Origin of the sequence: Bacteroides stercorirosoris (assembly GCF_900142015.1) — a bacterium.
Classification (GTDB): Bacteria; Bacteroidota; Bacteroidia; order Bacteroidales; family Bacteroidaceae; genus Bacteroides; species Bacteroides stercorirosoris.
Genome location: NZ_FQZN01000002.1, coordinates 206,991 through 229,346 on the forward strand (window position 1 = coordinate 206,991; position 22,356 = coordinate 229,346).

The window sequence follows — 22,356 nt, forward strand, 5'->3', positions numbered from 1 at the left end:
TTCTTTCATTATTAACTTTTACGGCCTAACCGTAAATAATGTTTCCATTTTCGTCCATATATTCATCCAGCCCCTTTTCATAAGTGGCCATGGCACGCAGACTCATACCTACGCTGGAGAAACCACCGTCATGGAACAAGTTCTGCATAGTCACCTTACGGGTCAGGTCGGAGAACATCACGATACAGTAGTCGGCACATTCATCGGCTGATGCATTGCCCAGCGGAGACATACGGTTGGCGAAGTCAAACAGCTTATCCATACCCTTCACTCCCGAACCGGCAGTCGTCATAGTCGGTGACTGAGAGATGGTATTGACGCGTACATTGTGTTCGCGACCATAGATATAGCCGAAGCTACGTGCGATGGACTCCAACAATGCTTTGGCATCTGCCATATCGTTGTAACCATAGAACGTGCGTTGTGCAGCCACATAACTCAATGCAAGGATTGAACCGTAATCTGCAATCGCATTCAACTTCTTGGCAGCCTGTATCATCTTATGGAAAGACACAGCGGAAATATCAAGGGTCTTGTCCAACATATCATAATCCAAATCATCATACGTGCGTTTCTTGCGAACATTGGGAGACATACCGATAGAGTGGAGCACAAAGTCAATCTGACCGCCCAGCACTTCTACGGAACGCTTGAATACATTTTCCAAATCTTCTACGCTTGTAGCATCTGCGGGAATAACTTCGCATTGTAATTTATCTGCCAGTGCAGATACTTCGCCCATGCGAACCGCTACCGGAGTGTTTGACAAGGTGATCGTTGCACCTTCTTCTACTGCTTTTTCCGCTACTTTCCAGGCAATGGACTGCTCATTCAGAGCACCGAAAATAATGCCTCTTTTTCCTTTCAACAAATTGTAACTCATACCTATAATATTAAAGTTGACGAGGTTTCAGTAGAGAAGTTAACAAGGCGCAGCATCGATGCATACTCCCTCGTTAACTTGTATCTTGTTCCCTCGTTTACTGTTTTTTGAGGCCGCAAAGATAGTGCAAATTGAACGCATAGCAAAATAAGCTCGCTTATTTTTGCTTTGCTGAAATGCCGCCTATCTTATTTAAAGATATGAACTTTCTGCATAAAAATCCCCGAAAGAGTGCAAAGAAAAGGCCAAAACCACAAAAAATCCACCTAAACCAACAAATTGTGCACATGGTTTAGGCTAAAGCCCGATACATTTGCAAACGGTAATTAAGAGGTTTTTTCATAATATTTATTTAAGGTTAGAATTAGGTTAACATGAATCATTTATTATTTCTTTCGCAAGCCACTCGGGAGAGCCGCTTGCGGGAGGATAATAATTAAAGAAGTGAAGAGTTGAGAATGGAGAGTTGAGAGTTAAGGAAAAGACCTGTTAATTAATAATTTATAGTTTATAATTCATAATTAAATATAGTATCACGGATGAACACATTTATCAAAAGACTATTGGTGCTTACTGCACTAACCCTCCCGTTGCTACCCGTCCAGAACGTGGTAAACGCCCAAAACGGAGATTATATAGATGATAGTATCTATGAGAATTTACCCTTCGATATGCCGAAAGTGGAACAACCTACATTTCCGGACTATACAGTCAGTATTGTAGATTTTGGAGCCAAAGGAGACGGTATCGTACTGAATACCAAGGCTATCAACGACGCAATCAAAGCAGTCAATGCCAAAGGAGGCGGTAAAGTGGTTATCCCCGAAGGCTTGTGGCTGACCGGTCCTATCGAACTGCTGAGCAACGTTAATCTATACACGGAGACGAACGCGCTGGTATTGTTCACTGATGACTTCGAGGCTTATCCTATTATAAAGACATCTTTTGAAGGACTGGACACCCGTCGTTGCCAATCCCCGATTTCTGCATGGAATGCTGAAAATATCGCTATTACAGGACAGGGTGTATTCGATGGTTCGGGTGATAGCTGGCGTCCGGTAAAGAAAGGCAAACTGACTTCAGGTCAATGGAGTAGCCTGGTAAATTCGGGAGGTGTTGTCGATGAATCCGGCAGCATCTGGTACCCCACTGCCGGAGCTTTGAAAGGGGCTATGGCTACCAAAGATTTCAATAATCCGGAAGGAATTAATACGGATGAAGAATGGAATGAAATCCGCCCGTGGTTGCGTCCGGTATTGCTGAATATCGTGAAGAGCAAGAAAGTATTATTGGAAGGCGTTACTTTCAAGAATTCCCCCAGTTGGTGTCTGCACCCGCTGTCATGCGAACATATCACCATTCATAATGTAAAAGTATTCAATCCCTGGTATTCGCAGAATGGCGATGCACTGGACTTGGAATCCTGCAAGAATGCACTGATTGTCAACAACATCTTTGACGCGGGCGATGACGCTATCTGTATCAAGTCCGGTAAAGACAAGGATGGTCGCAGACGTGGCGAGCCTTGCCAGAATGTGATTGTAAAGAATAACACCGTATTGCACGGACATGGCGGTTTCGTGGTAGGTAGCGAAATGTCGGGCGGCGTAAAGAATGTATATGTAACGGGCTGCACGTTCCTCGGCACAGATGTAGGTCTGCGTTTCAAGAGTACCCGCGGACGCGGTGGTGTGGTTGAAGGTATTTATATCCACAACATCAACATGATCGATATTCCGCACGAAGCATTGCTTTTCGACCTCTTCTATGGCGGCAAGGCTGCCGGTGAAGAAACGGAAGCTGACCTGGCAGGCAGAATGAAATCGTCTGTTCCACCCGTAACGGAAGAAACTCCCGCTTTCCGCGACATCCATATCACGAATGTAACTTGTAAAGGTGCCGGACGTGCCATGTTCTTCAACGGTCTGCCGGAAATGCCTATCCGCAACGTACATGTAAAGGATGTTGTGATTACGGATGCCAAAGAAGGTATCGTCATCAGCCAAGCCGAAAACGTATCTATCGAGAATGTAAAGGTAGAGACAAAAGGCAAGGCATTGCAGGTGAAACAGGCCAAAGACTTGAAAGTAAACGGAAAAACCTATAACAATTCGGCAGCTAAGGCTTTGAACATCGATTTATAATCGGGTATGCGTAATATCGCTGGTGTATGAAGAAACAAGTAATCATACTGTTCGCTCTGTGTTGTCTGTTTACTCAAGCAGCACAGGGCGATACTCTTTTCATAACAGACCTCCGCACGGAACAACTGACTAATCCCTTAGGTCTGGACACCCCTCAACCGCGTTTCAGCTGGCGGCTCCAAAGCGAGCAACGCAACGTGATGCAGACGGCTTATCGTCTGTTGGTTGCCTCCTCCCCGGAACTGTTAAACAAGAATCAGGCGGATGTATGGGACTCCGGTGAGGTGCGTTCCGACGCATCCGTCTGGATAAACTACCAGGGCCCTGCCTTGCAACCCAACAAACGCTATTACTGGAAAGTATCCGTAACGACCAATAAGGCCGAAACCGCCTGGAGTGAAACTGCTTTCTGGGGAATGGGACTGATGGGAGAAACCCGTTGGAAAGGACGCTGGATAGGCATCGACAAACCTATGCCATGGGATAGCGAAACCATGTTCTCACGTCTGTCCGCCCGGTATGTGCGCAAAGAATTCAAGCTAAACAAAACAATAAAAGAGGCCACCCTCCACATCAGCGGCCTGGGTGTCTACGAATGTCTCATCAACGGAAAGCGGGTTGGTGACCTTGTACTGGCTCCTGCCCCTACCGACTACCGGAAGACCGTATTCTATAACAGCTACGATGTGACGGATTTGCTCCGTCCGGAAGCCGATAACGCCATAGGTATTACCCTGGGTAACGGCCGCTACCACTTCATGCGCCAGAACTACCGTACCTATAAGATTCATAACTTCGGCTATCCCAAAGTACGGATGAACCTGATAGTGGAATATACCGACGGCAGCCGGCAAACCATTGAAACGAATACCGACTGGAAACTGACAGCCGACGGCCCCATCCGCAGTAACAATGAGTTTGACGGTGAAGAGTATGATGCCCGCAAAGAATTAGGGAAATGGGCGGTACCCAGCTATGACGACAGCCGTTGGTTGCAGGCGGAGCGCGTTTCCATTCCTTCCGGCTATCCGCGCGGACAAATGATTCCGGGTATCAAGGTAGTGGAAAGAATAAGTCCGCAGACCATCCGCAAATCCGCCAAAGGTTACATTCTCGATATGGGACAAAACATGGTGGGCTGGCTGCGCCTCAAAGTCAAAGGAAATGCCGGAGACTCCGTGCGCCTGCGCTTTGCCGAAACCTTACAGGAAAACGGCGAACTCTATACCGCCAATTTACGGGATGCGAAAGCAACCGACCTTTATATTCTGAAAGGTGAAGCCCTCGAAGAATGGGCTCCCCGCTTTGTTTATCACGGTTTCCGGTATGTGGAAATCAGCGAGTTTCCCGGCACTCCCACCCTCGCAAACTTTGTGGGAGAAGTCGTCAACGATGACATGCCCATCACCGGCACATTCGAATGTGACAATCCCGTCCTGAACCAATTGGTAAAGAATGCCTTCTGGGGCATCCGCGGCAATTACAAAGGTATACCGCTGGATTGTCCTCAACGCGACGAGCGCCAGCCCTGGCTCGGTGACCATACCACCGGAGCGCTGGGAGAAAGTTTCCTGATGGAAAACGGCCCGTTGTATGCCAAGTGGATGGACGATATCCGCGATGCGCAACGCGAAGATGGCTGCATCCCCGATGTAGTCCCGGCTTATTATTACTATTACACAGACAATGTGACCTGGCCGTCCACATTCATTTTCATCAGCAATACGCTGTATGAGCAGTACGGCAATACAGGACCTATCTGCAAGCATTATCCCGCCATGAAATTATGGATGGAGCACATGCGCAAGGAGTTCATGAACCAATCGCATATCATCACCCGCGACCGTTATGGCGACTGGTGTCTCCCGCCGGAGTCTCCGGAACTTATCCACTCCAAAGACCCGGCACGCATCACCGACGGCAAACTGATAGCAACCGCCTATTATTACAAATTGCTGCAATGCATGACGGCTTTCGCCCGGTTGCAGCATTTAGAACAGGATATTCAGGAATATCAGGAACTGGCGAAACTGGTCAAAGAAGGTTTTAACCGGACTTTCTGGAATGATGAAGAACAATGCTACAGCAACAATACCGTAACGGCCAACCTGCTTCCGCTGGCATTCGATATGGTGCCGGATGAAAAGAAGGAAACGGTTGCCCGGCAAATCATCCACAAAACGGTGGATTATTATAACGCCACCGTCCAGTGCGGAGTCATCGGCGTGCAATGGCTGATGAGGGAACTTGTAAAGATGGGACGTACAGACGTAGCATACGTCTTGGCTACACATACCCGATATCCCGGATGGGGTTACATGGTGGCTAACGGAGCCACTACTATTTGGGAGTTATGGAATGGCAACACCGCCAACCCAGCCATGAACAGCGGCAACCACGTCATGCTGCTGGGCGACCTTCTTCCTTATTGTTACCAACACCTGGCAGGCATCCGGAGTGCCGCCCCCGGTTTTAAGGAAATCTGCATGAAGCCCGCCTTTGAACTCGAAGAAGTAGGATTCATCCATGCTTCCCACATCACCCCTTACGGAAAAGTGACAAGCAACTGGTCGCAGACAGATACCGGATATTCCTGGGAAATCAGTGTACCCGCCAACAGCACAGCCACTATATGGCTCCCCAACGAAGATACGGATGCCCTCACCGAAAACGGCAAGGCATTGAAGCTATCCGAAGGTTTGCAGATACTTCGCCGGGAAGACGGATATACTGTTTGCAGGATAGGTTCGGGAGAGTATAGTTTCCGGGTACAAAAGAACCTTGCATACGGAAAAGGACGAAAAGGAATACTGGAAGATGCATTCATCTGCCGGAAGCCGCCCTTCCCTGAAAGCCATGCCGCCACCATCGTAGAAGGGCGTCATGGAGTAGTAGCCGCCTGGTTCGGAGGTACGAAAGAGAAGAATCCCGATTGCTGTATCTGGGTCAGCCGGAAAACCAAGAAAGGTTGGACAGAGCCGCAGATGGTGGCGGACGGTGTATTGGACGGAACCAAATATGCCTGCTGGAACCCCGTACTGACGGAAACGCCTAAAGGAGAATTACAACTTTATTATAAGATAGGTGTCAACGTAGCTGAATGGAGCGGCCACGTCGTCACGTCGAAAGACGGAGGAAAGACCTGGAGTAAATCCAGCGCACTGCCCGAAGGTTTCCTCGGCCCCATCAAGAACAAGCCGGTGTGGATAGGCAAACGGATGATTTGCCCCAGCAGCACGGAAGATGAAAACGGCTGGCGGATTCATTTTGAAATCAGCGATGATGCAGGAAAGACCTGGCGGAAGACCGGACCGATACCCGCAGCCGAAATTATAGAAACGGACAAGGTGAAAATCAGTAACCGGAACCACAGGACGATACAAGTTATCCAGCCCACGATTCTAGTGCATGCCGACGGAAGGTTACAGGCTTTATGCCGTACCCAGAACAACGGCTCGGTTGCCACTACCTGGAGCAAGGATAACGGGGAGACCTGGAGCGAAGTAACATTCATCGACTTGCCGAACAATAACTCCGGCATTGATGGAGTCACGCTGAAAGACGGACGCCACTTATTGGTCTACAACCACTACCGTTACATCAAAGGAAAGCGGAAAGAGCGCACTCCTATCAATGCAGCAATCAGCGACGACGGCATCCACTGGAAAGCGGCCATGATACTGGAGGACTCGCCCATCAATCAATATTCATATCCTTCCGTCATTCAAGGTAAAGACGGGAACGTACATATTGTTTATACATGGAGGAGGCAACGCATCAAATACGTCTGCCTCAATCCCCAACAGTTGGAAATCAGTTCTTTTGAGGAGGCGGGTTGGAAAGAATAACTCACAAAGATGACAGTATTTATATCAAAATAGAAAAGGAATTACGCGAGGTTTGCACTACTTTTGTGGCAAATTAATTAGATATTTAAGAACCATGAGAAAGAGAATCTTTACAGTATTACTGTTATTGTGCGGTCTTTCTGCTGTGGCAGAGGCACAAGATGCAGAAAAGAGTTTTACGGTGGAAGTAAGCAACGCCTGGAACAAGGCGAAAGCTGACGAACCGGTAGTAATCAAACTCAGCGAAATTAATCCCCAATTCCGTGTACGCTCGGCAGTGGTCATGAACGGTAACGAGGAAATCCCCTCGCAACTGGATGACCTGGACGGTGACCGCCGCCCCGACGAACTGGCATTCGTCATCGACCTGCCTGCCAAAAGCAAAAAGACGCTGACCGTCACCCTGTCTTCCACCCAAAGCGACAAGACGTATCCCGCCCGCGTATATGCGGAAATGCTCGTCAGCGACAAGAGGGGCAAGCATGTGCCCGTGCAGTCCGTAACCATTCCGGGCACCAGCAACATATATAACCAGATGCATCATCACGGTCCGGCTTTCGAGTCCGAGTTGGTGGCTTACCGTCTGTACTTCGACCATAAACAGACCGTTGATATCTACGGAAAATTCAATAAAGGCTTCGAAATCAAAGAATCACAATTCTATCCGACCGACGAACAACTGGCACGCGGTTTTGGAGATGATGTTCTCCTCGTAGGCGGCAGTTGCGGCGTGGGTGCGCTGAAAGGCTGGGACGGCAAGAAAGCAACCCATATCACTCCCGTTGCCACACTCACCGAACGCATCATCGCCTACGGCCCGGTGCGCACCATCTCGGAAATAGAAGTAGCCGACTGGCAGTATCAGGGCTCGGAACTGAACATGACCAACCGTTACACCCTCTACGGCGGACACCGCGACGTATTTGTGGAGACTTTCTTTGCAGAACCGCTGAAAGATGAAATCTTCTGTACCGGCGTCATAGACATCAAAGGCTCCGTCTCTTACTCCGACCACAAAGGCCTGATAGGCTGCTGGGGAACGGACTGGCCGGTGAACGACACAGTGAAGTACGCCAAAGAAACCGTAGGACTGGGTACATATATACCACAGAAATATGTAAAAGATGAAGTGAAGGACAAAGCCAACTATCTGTACACCATTGGTGCCAAAGGCAGCAAATACTTCACCCACCATATCACATTCACATCCATGAAAGAAACTTTCGGTTACAAGACGCCCGAAGCATGGTTTGCCTATATCCGCGAGTGGAAGGAGGAGCTGGAACATCCGGCAACGGTGAAAGTGATAAAGTGATGAACATAGCAAATAAAAGTAACTCCATTCCCCTCCTCCAGGGGGAGGAGGAGAATGAGAATAGTAATAACTAATCACTAATAGCTAAAAAAACATGAAAGCAAGAAAGACCCTGATGAGTCTATGTCTGTTGCTCGCCCTGCCACTGGCGGCGCAGCAGAAGAACTATGTTTCCGAGGTATGGGTAGCCGACCAAGGAAACGGCAAGTACAAGAACCCGGTGCTCTATGCCGACTATTCCGACCCGGACGCCTGCCGTGTAGGAGACGACTACTACATGACATCCTCCAGTTTCAATTGTCTGCCCGGACTCCAGATACTCCATTCCAAAGACCTTGTGAACTGGACTATCATCGGTGCTGCCGTTCCTTACGCACTGCCTCCCATTGAAACTCCCGAACGTCCCGAACACGGCAACCGTGTATGGGCGCCCTCCATCCGTCATCACAACGGCGAGTTTTACATCTTCTGGGGAGACCCCGACCAGGGTGCTTTCATGGTGAAAGCCAAAGATCCGAAAGGTCCGTGGACCGAACCCGTACTGGTGAAGCCGGGCAAAGGCATCATCGACACTTGTCCGCTTTGGGACGACGACGGTAAAGTGTATATGGTTCATGCCTATGCAGGCAGCCGCGCCGAACTGAAAAGCGTCATCACCATCTGCGAACTGAATGCTGAAGCCACCAAGGCCATCACCCCCTCACGCATCATCTTCGACGGTCATGAAGCGCACCAGACCTGCGAAGGTCCGAAGTTCTACAAACGTAACGGTTACTATTACATCTTCCATCCGGCAGGTGGCGTTCCCACAGGTTGGCAGGTAGTGCTCCGTTCCAAGAACGTATACGGCCCCTATGAATGGAAAACAGTACTTGCACAAGGCAACAGCCCCGTTAACGGCCCCCACCAGGGTGCATGGGTAGACACTCCGACCGGTGAAGACTGGTTCTTCCACTTCCAGGATGTAGGCGCTTACGGCCGTCTGGTACATCTGCAACCCATGAAATGGGTGAACGACTGGCCCGTTATCGGCATCGACAAAGACGGTGACGGTTGCGGCGAACCCGTGATGACTTACAAGAAACCGAACGTAGGCAAGACTTATCCCATCTGCACTCCGCAGGAAAGTGATGAATTTGACGGCTATACCCTGTCTCCGCAGTGGCAATGGCACGCCAACATCAACGAGAAATGGGCTTATTACGCAGGTGACCAAAGCATTGTACGCCTGTACTCTTATCCGGTTGTGAAAGAGTATAAGAACCTTTTCGATGTTGCCAACCTGTTGTTGCAGAAAGCTCCGGCTCCCAACTTCACCGCTACGATGAAGCTGACGTTCAAACCGACAGAGAAATATAAAGGCGAACGTACCGGACTGGTAGTGATGGGTATGGACTACGCCGGACTGATTCTGGAAAACACGGACAAAGGGCTCGTTCTTTCTCAGGTATCCTGCCCGAAAGCCGACAAAGGTACTCCGGAAGAAGTGAACGGTACGGTTGACCTGACGGACAATACCATCTATCTGAAAGTTAAGTTCACCAGCGACGGAAAGAAAATCTCCAAGAGCGAAGGCGGACATGACTTACTGGTAATGTGCAATTTCAGTTACAGCCTCGACGGGAAGAAATATCAGCCGCTTGGCAAGTCCTTCCAGGCCAAAGAGGGCAAATGGATCGGTGTGAAGGTAGGTACATTCTGCACACGTCCCGCCATCACTACCAATGACGGCGGTTGGGCGGATGTTGACTGGTTCCGTATCACCAAGAAATAAAAATCAGCTCTTTAGCTATCATCATTCATTCCTCCTTACTGGGACTTTGTTGTCAGTAAGGAGGAATTCTCATTTGTATATACCACTAAATATCAACGCATTGCATTTACCAACAATTTACCGTAGGATGTAAAAGCATTTACTGCCGTATGTAACGGCATTTACCCCTTATTGTAACGACCTTTACCTCCTATTGTAACGACCTTTACCTCGGCATGTAAATGAAGTTACCATTGGAGGTAAAAAGAGTTCCCCTGTAAGGTAACGGAAGTTACGCCGTAAGGTAACAAAAATTTCCCCACAGAGTTTTCCTCTTTTGACCTGCATCAACAGATTGTTTGAACGAAATGCGCTATATTTGTGTTCTCTAATAAAAAGCACCTAAAGAAATATGAAGAAACTGGTTATATTCGATTTAGATGGAACCCTTCTGAATACCATTGCCGACCTGGCACAAAGTACCAACTACGCATTAGCTGCGTTAGGATATCCCACACACGAAGAAAAAGAGTATAATTTCATGGTTGGCAACGGCATCAACAAGCTGTTCGAACGCGCCTTACCCGAAGAAAGCAGAACAGAAGAAAACGTTTTGCGCGTGCGCAAGGAGTTCGTGCCTTATTACGACCAGCATAATGCCGACAAAAGCCGTCCCTACCCCGGCATCACAGAACTCCTGGACGAACTGCAAGCCAAAGGCCTGCAACTGGCCGTCGCTTCCAACAAATACCAGGCTGCCACCGAAAAGCTGATAGCCCATTATTTCCCGAACATACGCTTCACTGCCGTCTTCGGTCAACGGGAAGGGGTGAACGTGAAACCCGACCCTACCGTTGTATACGATATTCTGGAAATAACACAGATTACCAAAGAAGATGTCCTCTATGTAGGGGACTCCGGTGTAGACATGCAAACTGCCATCAATGCAGAAGTCACATCTTGTGGTGTAACTTGGGGATTTCGCCCGCGCGCGGAGTTAGAAACATTTCATCCGAAATATATAGTGGATAAGGCAAAGGACATAGCTGCAATAGCTTTTGAGTAAAAAGAAAAAGTGCACTATACTCAGTGCTACACCATTTTTACTCCTTTTTAGTGAGATATTACTCCCGAAAATGCAAGAAACTGCCTAACCTTGCAATCGAAATACCAAAAATGAAAAACAATGATGAAGAAATGGTTATTAGCATGCTTAGCAGCAGCCTGTATAGAAAGTAACGTGCAGGCACAACAGGCAGATGAAACACTTAAATTATGGTACGACAAACCCGCAGACCAATGGGTGGAAGCTCTGCCATTAGGTAACGGGCGCATAGGCGCCATGGTGTTCGGTGACCCCGCACACGAACAATTCCAGCTGAACGAAGAAACCGTATGGGGTGGATCTCCTTACAATAATACCAATCCCAAAGCCAAAGATGCCCTGCCACGTATCCGCCAGCTTATCTTCGAAGGTAAGAATGCGGAAGCACAGGCTCTTTGCGGTCCCACCATCTGCTCACAATCGGCCAATGGAATGCCTTACCAAACCGTAGGAACATTACATCTGGACTTCGACGGAATCAGCAACTACAACGATTATTACCGCGACCTGGACATCGAGAAAGCAGTCACCACCACCCGTTTCACCGCCAATGGAGTGACGTATACCCGGGAAGCCTATACTTCTTTCCCCGACCAGATATTGGTAATCCGACTGACAGCCTCACAAAAGAAGAGTATCTCATTCACCGCCAAATATACCACCCCGTATAAAGAGAATGTGGTGCGCTGCATCTCTCCCCGCAAAGAACTGCAATTGAATGGAAAAGCCAACAACCATGAAGGCATTGAGGGCAAAGTTGAATTCACCGCCCTCACACGCATAGAAAACAGTGGCGGCAACCTGGAAGTATTATCGGACAGTACCCTGCAAGTGAAAAATGCCAATAGCGTCACCCTATACGTTTCCATAGGCACCAACTTTGTGAACTATAAAGACGTCTCCGGCAATGCCCAGGCTACGGCACAGAAGTATCTGGCAAATGTAAACAAGAACTATACAAAAAGTAAAGCAGCCCACATCAACACCTATCAGAAGTTCTTCAACCGCGTATCACTGGACTTAGGACGCAATGCCCAGGCCAACAAACCGACTGATGTACGCGTCAAGGAATTCAGCTCCAGCTTCGACCCGCAAATGGCTGCCCTGTACTTCCAGTTCGGACGCTACCTGCTGATATGCAGTTCACAACCCGGTGGTCAGGCGGCCAACCTGCAAGGCATCTGGAACTATCAGCTTCGTGCCCCTTGGGATGGCAAATACACTACTGATATCAACGTAGAAATGAACTATTGGCCTGCTGAAAGTACCTCTCTGCCCGAAATGCACGAACCTTTCCTGCAATTAGTGAAGGAAGTAGCCATACAGGGACGTGAAAGCGCCGCTATGTACGGCTGTCGTGGTTGGACGCTGCATCACAATACGGACATCTGGCGTAGCACTGGTGCCGTAGACGGACCCGGTTATGGAATCTGGGCCACCTGCAACGCTTGGTTCTGCCAGCATCTTTGGGATCGTTACCTCTTCTCCGGAGACAAAAACTATCTTGCCGAAGTATATCCCCTGATGCGTGGTGCCTGCGAGTTCTACCTTGACTTCTTGGTGCGTGAACCCGAGAATAATTGGTTGGTAGTAGCTCCCTCCTACTCTCCGGAAAACAGACCGGTTGTCAACGGTAAACGTGACTTTGTTGTTGTTGCAGGAACCACGATGGACAATCAGATGGTTTACGATTTATTCTACAATACAATTGCCGCTGCCGGTTTAATGAATGAAAACACCGCTTTCACCGACAGTTTACAGACTGTAGTTAACAATTTAGCCCCTATGCAGGTAGGCCGCTGGGGACAGTTACAGGAGTGGATGCACGACTGGGATAATCCCAAAGACCGCCACCGCCATGTTTCCCACCTCTGGGGGTTATATCCCGGACGTCAAATCAGTGCCTACAACTCTCCCATCCTGTTTGAAGCCGCCAAGAAGTCTTTAATAGGTCGTGGAGATCACTCTACCGGTTGGTCAATGGGTTGGAAAGTGTGTCTGTGGGCACGTCTGCTCGATGGTAATCATGCCTATAAACTGATAACCGAACAGCTATACCCCACTACTGATGAAAAAGGGCAAAATGGCGGTACTTATCCGAACTTGTTCGATGCACATCCGCCTTTCCAGATTGACGGTAACTTTGGTTGTGCAGCCGGTATTGCCGAGATGTTTGTTCAGAGCCATGACGGTGCTATCCATCTTCTTCCGGCATTGCCCGATGTATGGAAGCAGGGAACATTAAAAGGTATCCGTTGCCGTGGTGGATTTACTGTGAAAGAAATGAAGTGGGCAAATGGTGAGCTACAAACAGCCGTTATCACCTCCAATATTGGTGGTACACTCCGCGTGCGAACCCAGACTCCTTTGTATCTGAATGGGGAAAAATTGAGCCCTACCTCGCAGGAGGTATCTGATAACCCGCTTCTGCAATCACAGAGTATTCGTAAGCCACTGATTGCAGCCAATGCTCCGGTTTGCATACCGGAATATGCACAGACTTACGTGTATGACATTGATACAAATGCAGGAAACGAATACATTCTGACAGCAAAAAATCAGTAGGAATAAATAGTAATCAAAACCATAGAGGTAGCGAAAGAAATCAGCTGCCGATATGTTAAAGTGTCAAGAGGGGAACAATAAATTCCCCTCTTTTCTGTTATATAACATCATTTAGGCAAGTCGCAAAAGCATAATAGACAGTAAATAACAAAAAATACCACCCTAAAAACAGATATTACACATATATATTTTCACATCCCGATACATTTGCAACAATGAATTAACAGTGTGCCCGAACACACTAACGAAAAAAATCATATTTAATTAATATCATGCAAAGAATGTCTAACAAGATGAAAAACATGCGCGCCGCGCTACTATTCTGTTTAGTAGCCGTGATATCGCTTAGCGTATCAGCGCAAAATGTAACCGTAAAAGGTACTGTGACAGACAAAACGGGAGAAACCGTCATCGGTGCTTCCGTAGTACAGAAAGGGAATACCGGCAATGGTACGATTACCGATATTGACGGTAACTTTACCCTCAGTGTTCCCGCTAATTCCACATTGATATTCTCTTATGTGGGAATGAAATCCCAAGAAGTAGCTTTAAAAGGTAATACTACAGTTAATGTAGTAATGGAAGACGATGCACAAGCCTTAGATGAGGTAGTAGTCATTGGTTATGGTACGGTGCAGAAAAAGGATCTGACCGGTTCAGTAGCTTCTGTCAGTGCTAAACAATTGGAATCTATTCCAGTTTCAAGTGCATCAGAAGCTTTACAGGGTAAAATGGCTGGTGTTCAAATTACGACTACTGAAGGTTCACCCGATGCAGATGTTAAAATCCGTGTTCGTGGTGGTGGTTCTCTTTCGCAAGATAACTCTCCGCTTTACATTGTAGATGGGTTTCCCGTATCCAGCATTAGCGATATTGCTCCCACGGATATCCAGTCTGTAGATGTATTGAAAGATGCCTCTTCTACAGCCATCTACGGTGCACGTGGTGCCAACGGTGTTATTATTATTACCACCAAATCCGGTTCAGAAGGAAAGACTCAAGTGAATTTCGGTGCATCTTACGGCTTCCGTAATGTAATCAAGCAAGTAGGAGTCTTAAATCCATATGAATTCAGTCTTTACCAATATGAATTGGATCAAACTGGTACATCCTATGGTGCATATAAAGATTTGGAAATTTACAAATCCATGGAAGGATCCAACTGGCAGGATGAATTATTTGGTCGTACAGGTAATCAGCAACAATATAATATAAGTGTCAGTGGTGGTACCAAGTCTACCAAATTCAATATCAGTTACGCACGCAACGATGAAAAGAGTATCATGAGAGGTTCAGGATATTCCAAGAATAACATCAATGCCAAGATCAATACAGAAATCAACAAATGGTTAAGTCTTGACTTCAATGCTCGCCTGATACAACAGAAAATAGACGGTTTGAGCGGTGGTGCCGATAATGAAAGTAGTAAAGCATACTCACTAGTAGCCCGCGCCATCACCCATGCACCGATAAAGGCATTAAATGAAGATTCTGAAGATGACGAAAACAGTACGAATGCACGTTATACTCCATTAGAACGTGTAGATGCTACTTATAAACAACAAAGAAGATTCCGCCAGGATTACAATGTAGGCGTAAACTGGGAACCATTTAAAGGATTGAAATTCAGGAGTGAATTCGGATATGGCTGGAAGTTTGACGATACAGATCAAGTATGGGGTTACAAAGCCACTGCAAACTCCAAATTTGGTCATGGTGGCCTTCCACAAGCATATCTGACAAACTCCGATAATAAGAATTGGAGAAATGCCAATACATTAACTTACGAAAACAAGAAATTGTTTAATGGACGCGACCGACTCAATGTCATGATTGGCCATGAAGTATCTACATCTCAGGATACAAAGAAATATGTAACTGCTGTAGACTTCAGTAAAGATGCAACAACACAAGAAATTCTTGCTGCTCTCGGTAATGGAACGGCACTTCCTACCAGTACATATATCGGAATTAAAGATAACTTGCTTTCATTCTTCGGCCGTGCCAACTATACGCTAATGGATAAATACTTGTTCACATTCACAATGCGTGCTGATGGTTCCAGTAAGTTTGCCAAAGGTAGCCAATGGGGGTACTTCCCCTCAGGAGCCATTGCATGGCGTATTTACGATGAAGCTTTTATGAACGGGGCCAAAGATTGGTTATCTAACTTAAAAGTGCGTGTAAGTTACGGTACAGCCGGTAACAATCGTATTCCAAGTGGTTCTATGTACACAACTTACTCCGTAGCCGGAACTTCAGAAAAAGGCATTTATTTTGATGAAACAACAGCAGTAGTATTGAAACACGGTAACGTTCTCTCCAATCCTGGGCTAAAATGGGAAACTACAATTTCACGCAACGCCGGTATAGATTTCGGTTTCTTCAACAATCGCTTATCGGGTGCTATTGACGTATACTGGAACACAACAAAAGATTTGTTGATGAAAACCACTATTGCTTCCAGTTCTGGTTATTCTTACCAATACAAGAATATGGGACAGACGTCTAATAAAGGTGTAGAATTACAACTGGATGCCGTTTTAGTAGATGCCAAGGATTTTGGTCTGAATTTCAACTTTAATATCTCTTATAATCGTGGCAAGATAGATAAACTGAATGGTAGTTCCTTCTGGCAAAGTAGTAGCTGGGCAGGAACAGCAGCAGCCGGTATCGAAGACTTCTTGATAGAAGAAGGCGGACGGTTAGGTGAAGTTTACGGTTACAAAACAGATGGTTTCTACACCGCTGATGATTTCACTTTTGATGCAGAAAAAGGAACTTATGCTTTGAAGGCGGGAGTCAACGACTGCAGTTCACTTATTGGTGGAAAAGTATACCCCGGCTCGATAAAATTAAAAGCCAATGAAGACGGAGAATACAAAAAAGAACGCTTAGGCAATACTGTGCCTACCGTATCCGGTGGATTCGGCCTAAATGCCCGCTGGAAAGGTTTCGACTTTACAGCATTCTTCAACTATTCACTTGGCAACAAGATTGTAAATGCAACCAAGTTAGGTTCCAGCTTCTATAGCGGTTCGTCTAAAAACTGGAATATTAACGACCACTTTACATCTGCTAATCGTTATTCCTGGATTGATCCTTCAACAGGTACCAACCTGCTGAGTAGTGCTTCTATTAAGGCAAACGGTGAAACATGGACTGTTAATCGTCTGAATGAAGTGAATACAGGTGCTAGTATCTGGAATCCGGCAGCAGCTACAGTTATGCCACTCGTAGACTGGGCTGTAGAAGATGGTTCTTTCCTACGTGTCAATAATATTACAATCGGTTATACATTACCCAAATTGCTTGTTAACAAACTAAATATACAGAATATTCGCGTTTATGTAACAGGATACAATCTACATTGTTTCACCAAATATTCAGGCACTGATCCTGAAGTAGACTGCTGTACAAGTACCCCTATGACCCCGGGTATTGACTATGCTGCATACCCCAAGAGTCGTTCATTCGTAGGAGGTATTAACGTTACATTCTAATTTTAAAGCCAAAGAAGAATTATGAAAAATATATTAAAATCATTAGCCATAGTAGGAATAGGTACGGTAGTACTCACTTCTTGTTCCGACTTCCTGGACCAGACCTCTCCTTCTGAAATGACCGGAGAAGCTGTATTCAATTCAACAACCTACACCCAACAAGCTTTGAATAAAGTGTATGCAGGTCTCACAAAAGATGAAACTTACGTACAATCAGTACCCATCCATTTTGGTATGAATTCGGATATTGAGCTGGTGGATGGTTTAGGTGCAACCAATTCCAACTCTAACAATGAACGCGGAACATGTAACTATAACCCACAGTTAAGTTGGTCAAAACTCAATAATAACTGGAAAGGAATGTATGAAGCTATCGAAAATGCCAATATTGTAGTTGAAGGTATCGAAAGCAGCACACTAATTGCCGAAGGCAACACTTCCAGAAACAAGATGCTGATGTTTAAGGGAGAAGCACTAACATTGCGCGCTATGCTTTATTTAGATTTAATTCGTACCTACGGGGATGTTCCAATGAAGTTTGAAACGACCAATACGGATGGTTCTAACATCTACTTGGGAAAAACAGACCGAGATGTGATCATGGATCGCCTGATTACAGACTTGGAAGAAGCTATCGAATATTTGCCTTGGGCAGGAACTTCTGGTTACACAACAGAAAAGATGACCAAAGGTTTCGCTCACGGCCTGTTAGCTCGTATCGCCATGACTTATGCAGGATATTCCATCCGTGAAAGCTCTAAATCCGGTTATGAGAATATGCCCAATTGTGATGCTACCTACCCAACACAACGCCCAGGTAGTGAAAAACGCAAAGAACTTTATACACTCGCCGTAAAACATTTAGATGCGATTATAGCCAGCGGTTATCATAAGCTGAATCCTTCTTATGAAAACGAATGGTATATGCTAAACCAACTGACTTTAGATCAGACTTATCAAGAAAACCTATATGAAGTAGCACATGGTGTTAGTTTTTCAGGAGAAATGGGATACACTATTGGTGTTCGTATCAACGGAAAAACAACCTACTACGGAGCTAAAGGTAACTCAAGCGGTAAAGTGAAAGTGACAGCTCCTTTCTTTTGGAGCTTCGATAAAAATGACCTGCGCCGTGATTTGACTTTTGCAAACTTCGATATTAGAGAAGGAGAAAATGGTAATACAGTTGAAACGATGCAGGGTAATGCACCATTTGGTATATATTTAGCAAAATGGGATCCACGTAAGATGACAGACAAATGGTTGAATGCAGCAAGAGCTTCCGCCGACAAAGTTGCTACTGGTATTAACAATGTTATCATGAGATATTCCGACGTATTGTTACTATACGCAGAAGCATTGAATGAACTTCAAGGGGCTGATGCCGTAGGGCCTACATGTGGTTTAAGCGCAAGAAAAGCTTTTGAGGAAGTGCGAAGCCGTGCATTTGCCGCAGCACACAAAGCTGAAGCAGCCAGCTACGTCAACAAATTGAATAGCGGTGACGATTTTTTCGATGCGCTTGTTGATGAACGCGCATGGGAATTTGCCGGTGAAGCTATCCGTAAATGGGATTTGATACGCTGGGGCTTACTTTCTCAAAAGATAGAAGAATCTAAAGCAGCCTACAAAGAACTTATAAAAGTAGCTCCCAAAAAGTTATATTACAAGATGAAAGCTGACAAACCAGGAGAAATTGATCCTGAAAGTATCTGTTGGTATGAAGAACCACAAGTCACTACCGATTACAAGAGCGCAACTTTCTGGGGATCTGAAAACGAAGAAACTGGTAGTAATGTTGTAGATAATCTACCTTATATCAGTGCAGGTTTGAACACTCCGGTTATCAACAGACACGTATTCCCAATTGGAGCCACAACAATATCTGACTCTAACGGAACGTTACAGAACTCTTATGGATTCTAATAGTATAAAAACAATGGTTATGATGAGAACAAGTAAACTAAAATATATAGCCTTATCAGGAGTATTAATGCTCCTGACAGCATTCATCGCTACGTCATGTGACGACGCGAACAATTGGACCACCGATTCATCCTACAATCGGTTATTCAGTGTCCCCAAAATGAGTGTATCAGCCAATGCAACAGATGCAGAACTTACATGGACTACTACTCCGGGAACGGAATACTATGTCATAGAAGTCAGCTTAGATAGTTTATATGATGATATAACTATGGGAAGTGGCAAAGGATCAATCATTTACGGCGAAGACAAATCCATCACTAAATCTCCTTATACTTTGGAAGGTTTATACAGTGACAGTAAGTACTTTATTCGAATGAAAGCATTATCTGCCAATATGCCGGAATCTCAATGGGGTTACATGAGTGACTTCTCATTCAAAACACGTACAGAACAAATTTTTGAGAAATGGGTCATCAGTCATGATAAAATAACACTGTACTGGCCGGCTAATTCCAAAGCTGACCACATTAAAATTACAGATGCCAGTGGAACTACAGTAAAAAACATTACTTTGACTTCTAGTAATCTGGAAGAAGGTACCGCTGTTATAGATGGTCTTACTCCTCTTACTTCCTACACCGCTACTCTTTACAATAACGAGTCTAAACGTGGGGTAGTAGATTTTACAACAACAGCAAAAGTGCCCGATGCAGATTATACAGCCTTTTTGCAAGTAGGTGATTCTTTGAATAATGACCTATTCACTACAATGGCCGAGGCTGGTTATCAGACAGTAAATGTTGCGCTGCCTTCCGGTAGCTCTTACTACAACGAAAACAATCTTAATATTCCCGATGGTATGTCTGTTACATTCTTTGGTCTTCCTGGTGAAAAACAAGCAGTCATCGGCATTAAAGGTATTGATATTGCAGGCACTCACAGTTTTATCAGATTTGAAAACGTGGAAGTTACAGGTGCAGGAAAAAAAGCTGACGGTAGTTCTGTAACCAATGACTATCTTTTCAACCAGTCAAAAGCTGCTAATGTTGGCTCTATAGAATTTAGCAATAGTTTTATTTATGGCTTCAAAAATACACCGGTAAGATTGCAAGGTTCTGATGAGAAAGTTATTGATCTTGTTAAATTTGAGAACTGTACTGTATATGGAGCAGATGCTAGAACTTACAGTCTCATACATGTAGATGCAGGTAGTGGTAAAGGTAAGATTGAAAACATCGAATTCAGCAAAACCACCGTTGTCTATAGTGGGAAATGCTTGGTTTATAGTAGAAACACAGATTTCACGTCCCTAATACTGGCAGATTGTACATTCAGTAAACTTTTAGGTAGTGGTGACTACATACTAGATTGTGACAAAAACGGTAACGGTCCGTCACAAGGAGTAACTATCACCAACTGTATCTTTGGTAGTACTTTGGCTGAAGGTAAGGGAATCCGCGCTAACGATAGACCTGTAGAAGTTATCAACAGTTATATCACTAATGATATGAAAATCACAGGAAACAAAATCAATGATCTGATTACTTATGACGGTAGCGAAACTGACCTTTTCAAAGATCCTGCCCAATATGACTTTACCATCATTGATAGTAGTTTTGCTGGCAAAAACAATTGTGGAGCTCCGAAATGGTATATGAAATAGAATATCAGAATTAGATTTCTGAAAATAAACTCTAAAAAGATAGGTTGTCTCATAATAATATTTAAGACAGCCTATCTTTTTGTATTTTACTGCAACCATTATCTATATCATACTATCAACTTTCCCCAAAAAGAACCATATTTTCCTCCTTTTTATGACTGTAAACTTATATTTTTGCATATCCCTAAGTACAAACAATCATTAACAGAATATTTAAATTCAAAGTAATTTATAGCATGAAAAGAATACTATTCTACCTGTGTTTTACCTGTGTTTTTTATCAGGTGTTTTCACAATCGCACAATCTCCCCTGGGATAATGGAGCCCTACAAGTATCCGCCAATTCCCGTTACCTACAACACACTAACGGCTCTCCTTTCTTTTGGCTCGGAGATACCGGCTGGTTACTCCCCGAAAGGCTGAACCGGGATGAAGCGGAATACTATCTTGAACAGTGTAAACAAGCCGGTTTTAATGTCGTACAAGTACAAACCATCAATGGTGTACCCGCCATGAACTTCTACGGTCAATCATCTATGCCGGATGGATTTGATTTTTCAAATATCAACCGACCGGGTATATACGGTTATTGGGACCACATGGATTTTATTATTGATGCCGCTGCACGTCGAGGCATATATATTGGTATGGTCTGCATTTGGGGAGGACTGGTGAAAGGTGGCAAAATGAATGTGGAAGAGGCACAAGCATACGGTACTTTTCTCGCTAACCGTTACAAAGATCGTCCCAACATCATCTGGATGATTGGCGGAGATATCTATGGAAACATCAAAACCGAAGTATGGAATATGCTTGCCAAAACCATCAAATCCATTGACAAAAACCATCTCATGACTTTCCACCCCTTTGGAAGAACCCTTTCAACCGAATGGTTTAATGATGCTCCCTGGCTGGATTTCAATATGTTTCAAAGTGGACATCGGCGTTATGGACAAAGCAAAGATGATAAAAACAGCCTGTTGCCACAAGGAACAGAAGAAGATAACTGGCGATATGTAGAACGCAGTTTTGCCCAAAAGCCATTACGCCCCGTTATCGACGGTGAACCTTCCTATGAAGCCATTCCACAAGGACTTCACGATCCCAAAGAAGGTTTCTGGAAAGACAACGATGTACGTAGATACGCTTACTGGTCGGTTTTTGCCGGTTCATTCGGCCACACATACGGTCATAGCTCCATCATGCAATTCCTTAAACCGGGCGTAAATCCAGCCTATGGGGCTACTAAACTCTGGTATGAGGCCTTAAAAGATCCCGGCTTCAATCAGATGAAGTACTTAAAAAAACTGCTCCTTGCTTTTCCTTTCTTCGAAAGAGTCGCTGACCAAAGTTGCATTGCCGGTGATAACGGCGTGAAATATGAACGTCTCATTGCAACACGTGGCAGTGATTACATGTTAGTATACAACTATACCGGGCGTCCCATGCAAATCAACCTCAGCAAGATTAATGGAAAGAATAAAAAAGCCTGGTGGTACTCACCGCGTAACGGAGAGTTATCTTATATCGGTGAGTTTAGTTCAGCAACAGCAACCTTCCAACCCGAAGGCGGTCATATAAATGGCAATGACTGGGTACTCATCCTAACAGACGGAACCAAAGAATATACAAAATCATTTCAATAGGT

Annotated in this window: 11 protein-coding genes; 10 read left to right on the top strand and 1 reads right to left on the bottom strand. The window is 45.3% G+C overall.

Features of this window, described 5'->3' with window-relative positions; genetic code table 11:
• Positions 1-25: 25 nt before the first annotated feature.
• The gene (locus BUC01_RS02365; protein WP_073312601.1) at positions 26-883 is read right to left on the bottom strand and encodes an enoyl-ACP reductase FabI; all 858 of its coding nucleotides are present in this window, start codon (positions 881-883) and stop codon (positions 26-28) included.
• Positions 884-1,422: 539 nt separating this feature from the next.
• Between BUC01_RS02365 and BUC01_RS02375 the strand changes: the two genes are divergently transcribed.
• The 10 genes from BUC01_RS02375 (at position 1,423) to BUC01_RS02420 (ending at position 22,354) form a co-directional block, all read left to right on the top strand.
• Complete coding sequence (locus BUC01_RS02375) at positions 1,423-3,027, top strand: glycoside hydrolase family 28 protein (protein WP_073312603.1); 1,605 nt, start codon at positions 1,423-1,425, stop codon at positions 3,025-3,027.
• A gap of 26 nt (positions 3,028-3,053) precedes the next feature.
• Positions 3,054-6,875 (top strand): family 78 glycoside hydrolase catalytic domain, encoded by a 3,822-nt coding sequence (locus BUC01_RS02380; protein ID WP_073312605.1) that lies wholly within the window; start codon positions 3,054-3,056, stop codon positions 6,873-6,875.
• A gap of 94 nt (positions 6,876-6,969) precedes the next feature.
• Positions 6,970-8,190 (top strand): DUF4861 domain-containing protein, encoded by a 1,221-nt coding sequence (locus BUC01_RS02385; protein WP_073312607.1) that lies wholly within the window; start codon positions 6,970-6,972, stop codon positions 8,188-8,190.
• 94 nt (positions 8,191-8,284) lie between these two features.
• Positions 8,285-9,964 carry a glycoside hydrolase family 43 protein gene (locus tag BUC01_RS02390; RefSeq protein WP_073312609.1) on the top strand — a complete coding sequence of 560 codons (1,680 nt, stop codon included), beginning with the start codon at positions 8,285-8,287 and terminating at the stop codon, positions 9,962-9,964.
• Positions 9,965-10,355: 391 nt separating this feature from the next.
• A complete protein-coding gene (locus BUC01_RS02395; protein ID WP_025830875.1) occupies positions 10,356-11,009 on the top strand; it encodes an HAD family hydrolase in 654 nt (217 codons plus the stop codon).
• Between the two features lie 120 nt (positions 11,010-11,129).
• Positions 11,130-13,613, top strand: a complete 2,484-nt coding sequence (locus BUC01_RS02400) for a glycoside hydrolase family 95 protein (RefSeq protein WP_139261787.1) — start codon at positions 11,130-11,132, stop codon at positions 13,611-13,613.
• Positions 13,614-13,894: 281 nt separating this feature from the next.
• Positions 13,895-17,116: a SusC/RagA family TonB-linked outer membrane protein gene (locus BUC01_RS02405; protein WP_025830874.1), complete on the top strand. Its 3,222-nt coding sequence runs from the start codon at positions 13,895-13,897 to the stop codon at positions 17,114-17,116.
• Between the two features lie 21 nt (positions 17,117-17,137).
• Entirely contained in the window at positions 17,138-19,042 is a 1,905-nt protein-coding gene (locus BUC01_RS02410; protein ID WP_073312611.1) for a RagB/SusD family nutrient uptake outer membrane protein, read from the top strand.
• Between the two features lie 19 nt (positions 19,043-19,061).
• Positions 19,062-20,708, top strand: coding sequence for a DUF5123 domain-containing protein (locus BUC01_RS02415; protein WP_243462319.1), 1,647 nt, complete (start codon positions 19,062-19,064; stop codon positions 20,706-20,708).
• A gap of 209 nt (positions 20,709-20,917) precedes the next feature.
• On the top strand, positions 20,918-22,354 hold the full coding sequence (locus BUC01_RS02420) for a glycoside hydrolase family 140 protein (protein WP_025830872.1): 1,437 nt from the start codon (positions 20,918-20,920) through the stop codon (positions 22,352-22,354).
• Positions 22,355-22,356: the final 2 nt, after the last annotated feature.

Excerpts from the sequence above, each read along its gene's own strand:
- BUC01_RS02365 (WP_073312601.1), bottom strand. The coding sequence starts at position 883 with ATGAGTTACAATTTGTTGAAAGGAAAAAGAGGCATTATTTTCGGTGCT.
- BUC01_RS02375 (WP_073312603.1), top strand. The coding sequence starts at position 1,423 with ATGAACACATTTATCAAAAGACTATTGGTGCTTACTGCACTAACCCTC.
- BUC01_RS02380 (WP_073312605.1), top strand. The coding sequence starts at position 3,054 with ATGAAGAAACAAGTAATCATACTGTTCGCTCTGTGTTGTCTGTTTACT.
- BUC01_RS02385 (WP_073312607.1), top strand. The coding sequence starts at position 6,970 with ATGAGAAAGAGAATCTTTACAGTATTACTGTTATTGTGCGGTCTTTCT.
- BUC01_RS02390 (WP_073312609.1), top strand. The coding sequence starts at position 8,285 with ATGAAAGCAAGAAAGACCCTGATGAGTCTATGTCTGTTGCTCGCCCTG.
- BUC01_RS02395 (WP_025830875.1), top strand. The coding sequence starts at position 10,356 with ATGAAGAAACTGGTTATATTCGATTTAGATGGAACCCTTCTGAATACC.
- BUC01_RS02400 (WP_139261787.1), top strand. The coding sequence starts at position 11,130 with ATGATGAAGAAATGGTTATTAGCATGCTTAGCAGCAGCCTGTATAGAA.
- BUC01_RS02405 (WP_025830874.1), top strand. The coding sequence starts at position 13,895 with ATGTCTAACAAGATGAAAAACATGCGCGCCGCGCTACTATTCTGTTTA.
- BUC01_RS02410 (WP_073312611.1), top strand. The coding sequence starts at position 17,138 with ATGAAAAATATATTAAAATCATTAGCCATAGTAGGAATAGGTACGGTA.
- BUC01_RS02415 (WP_243462319.1), top strand. The coding sequence starts at position 19,062 with ATGATGAGAACAAGTAAACTAAAATATATAGCCTTATCAGGAGTATTA.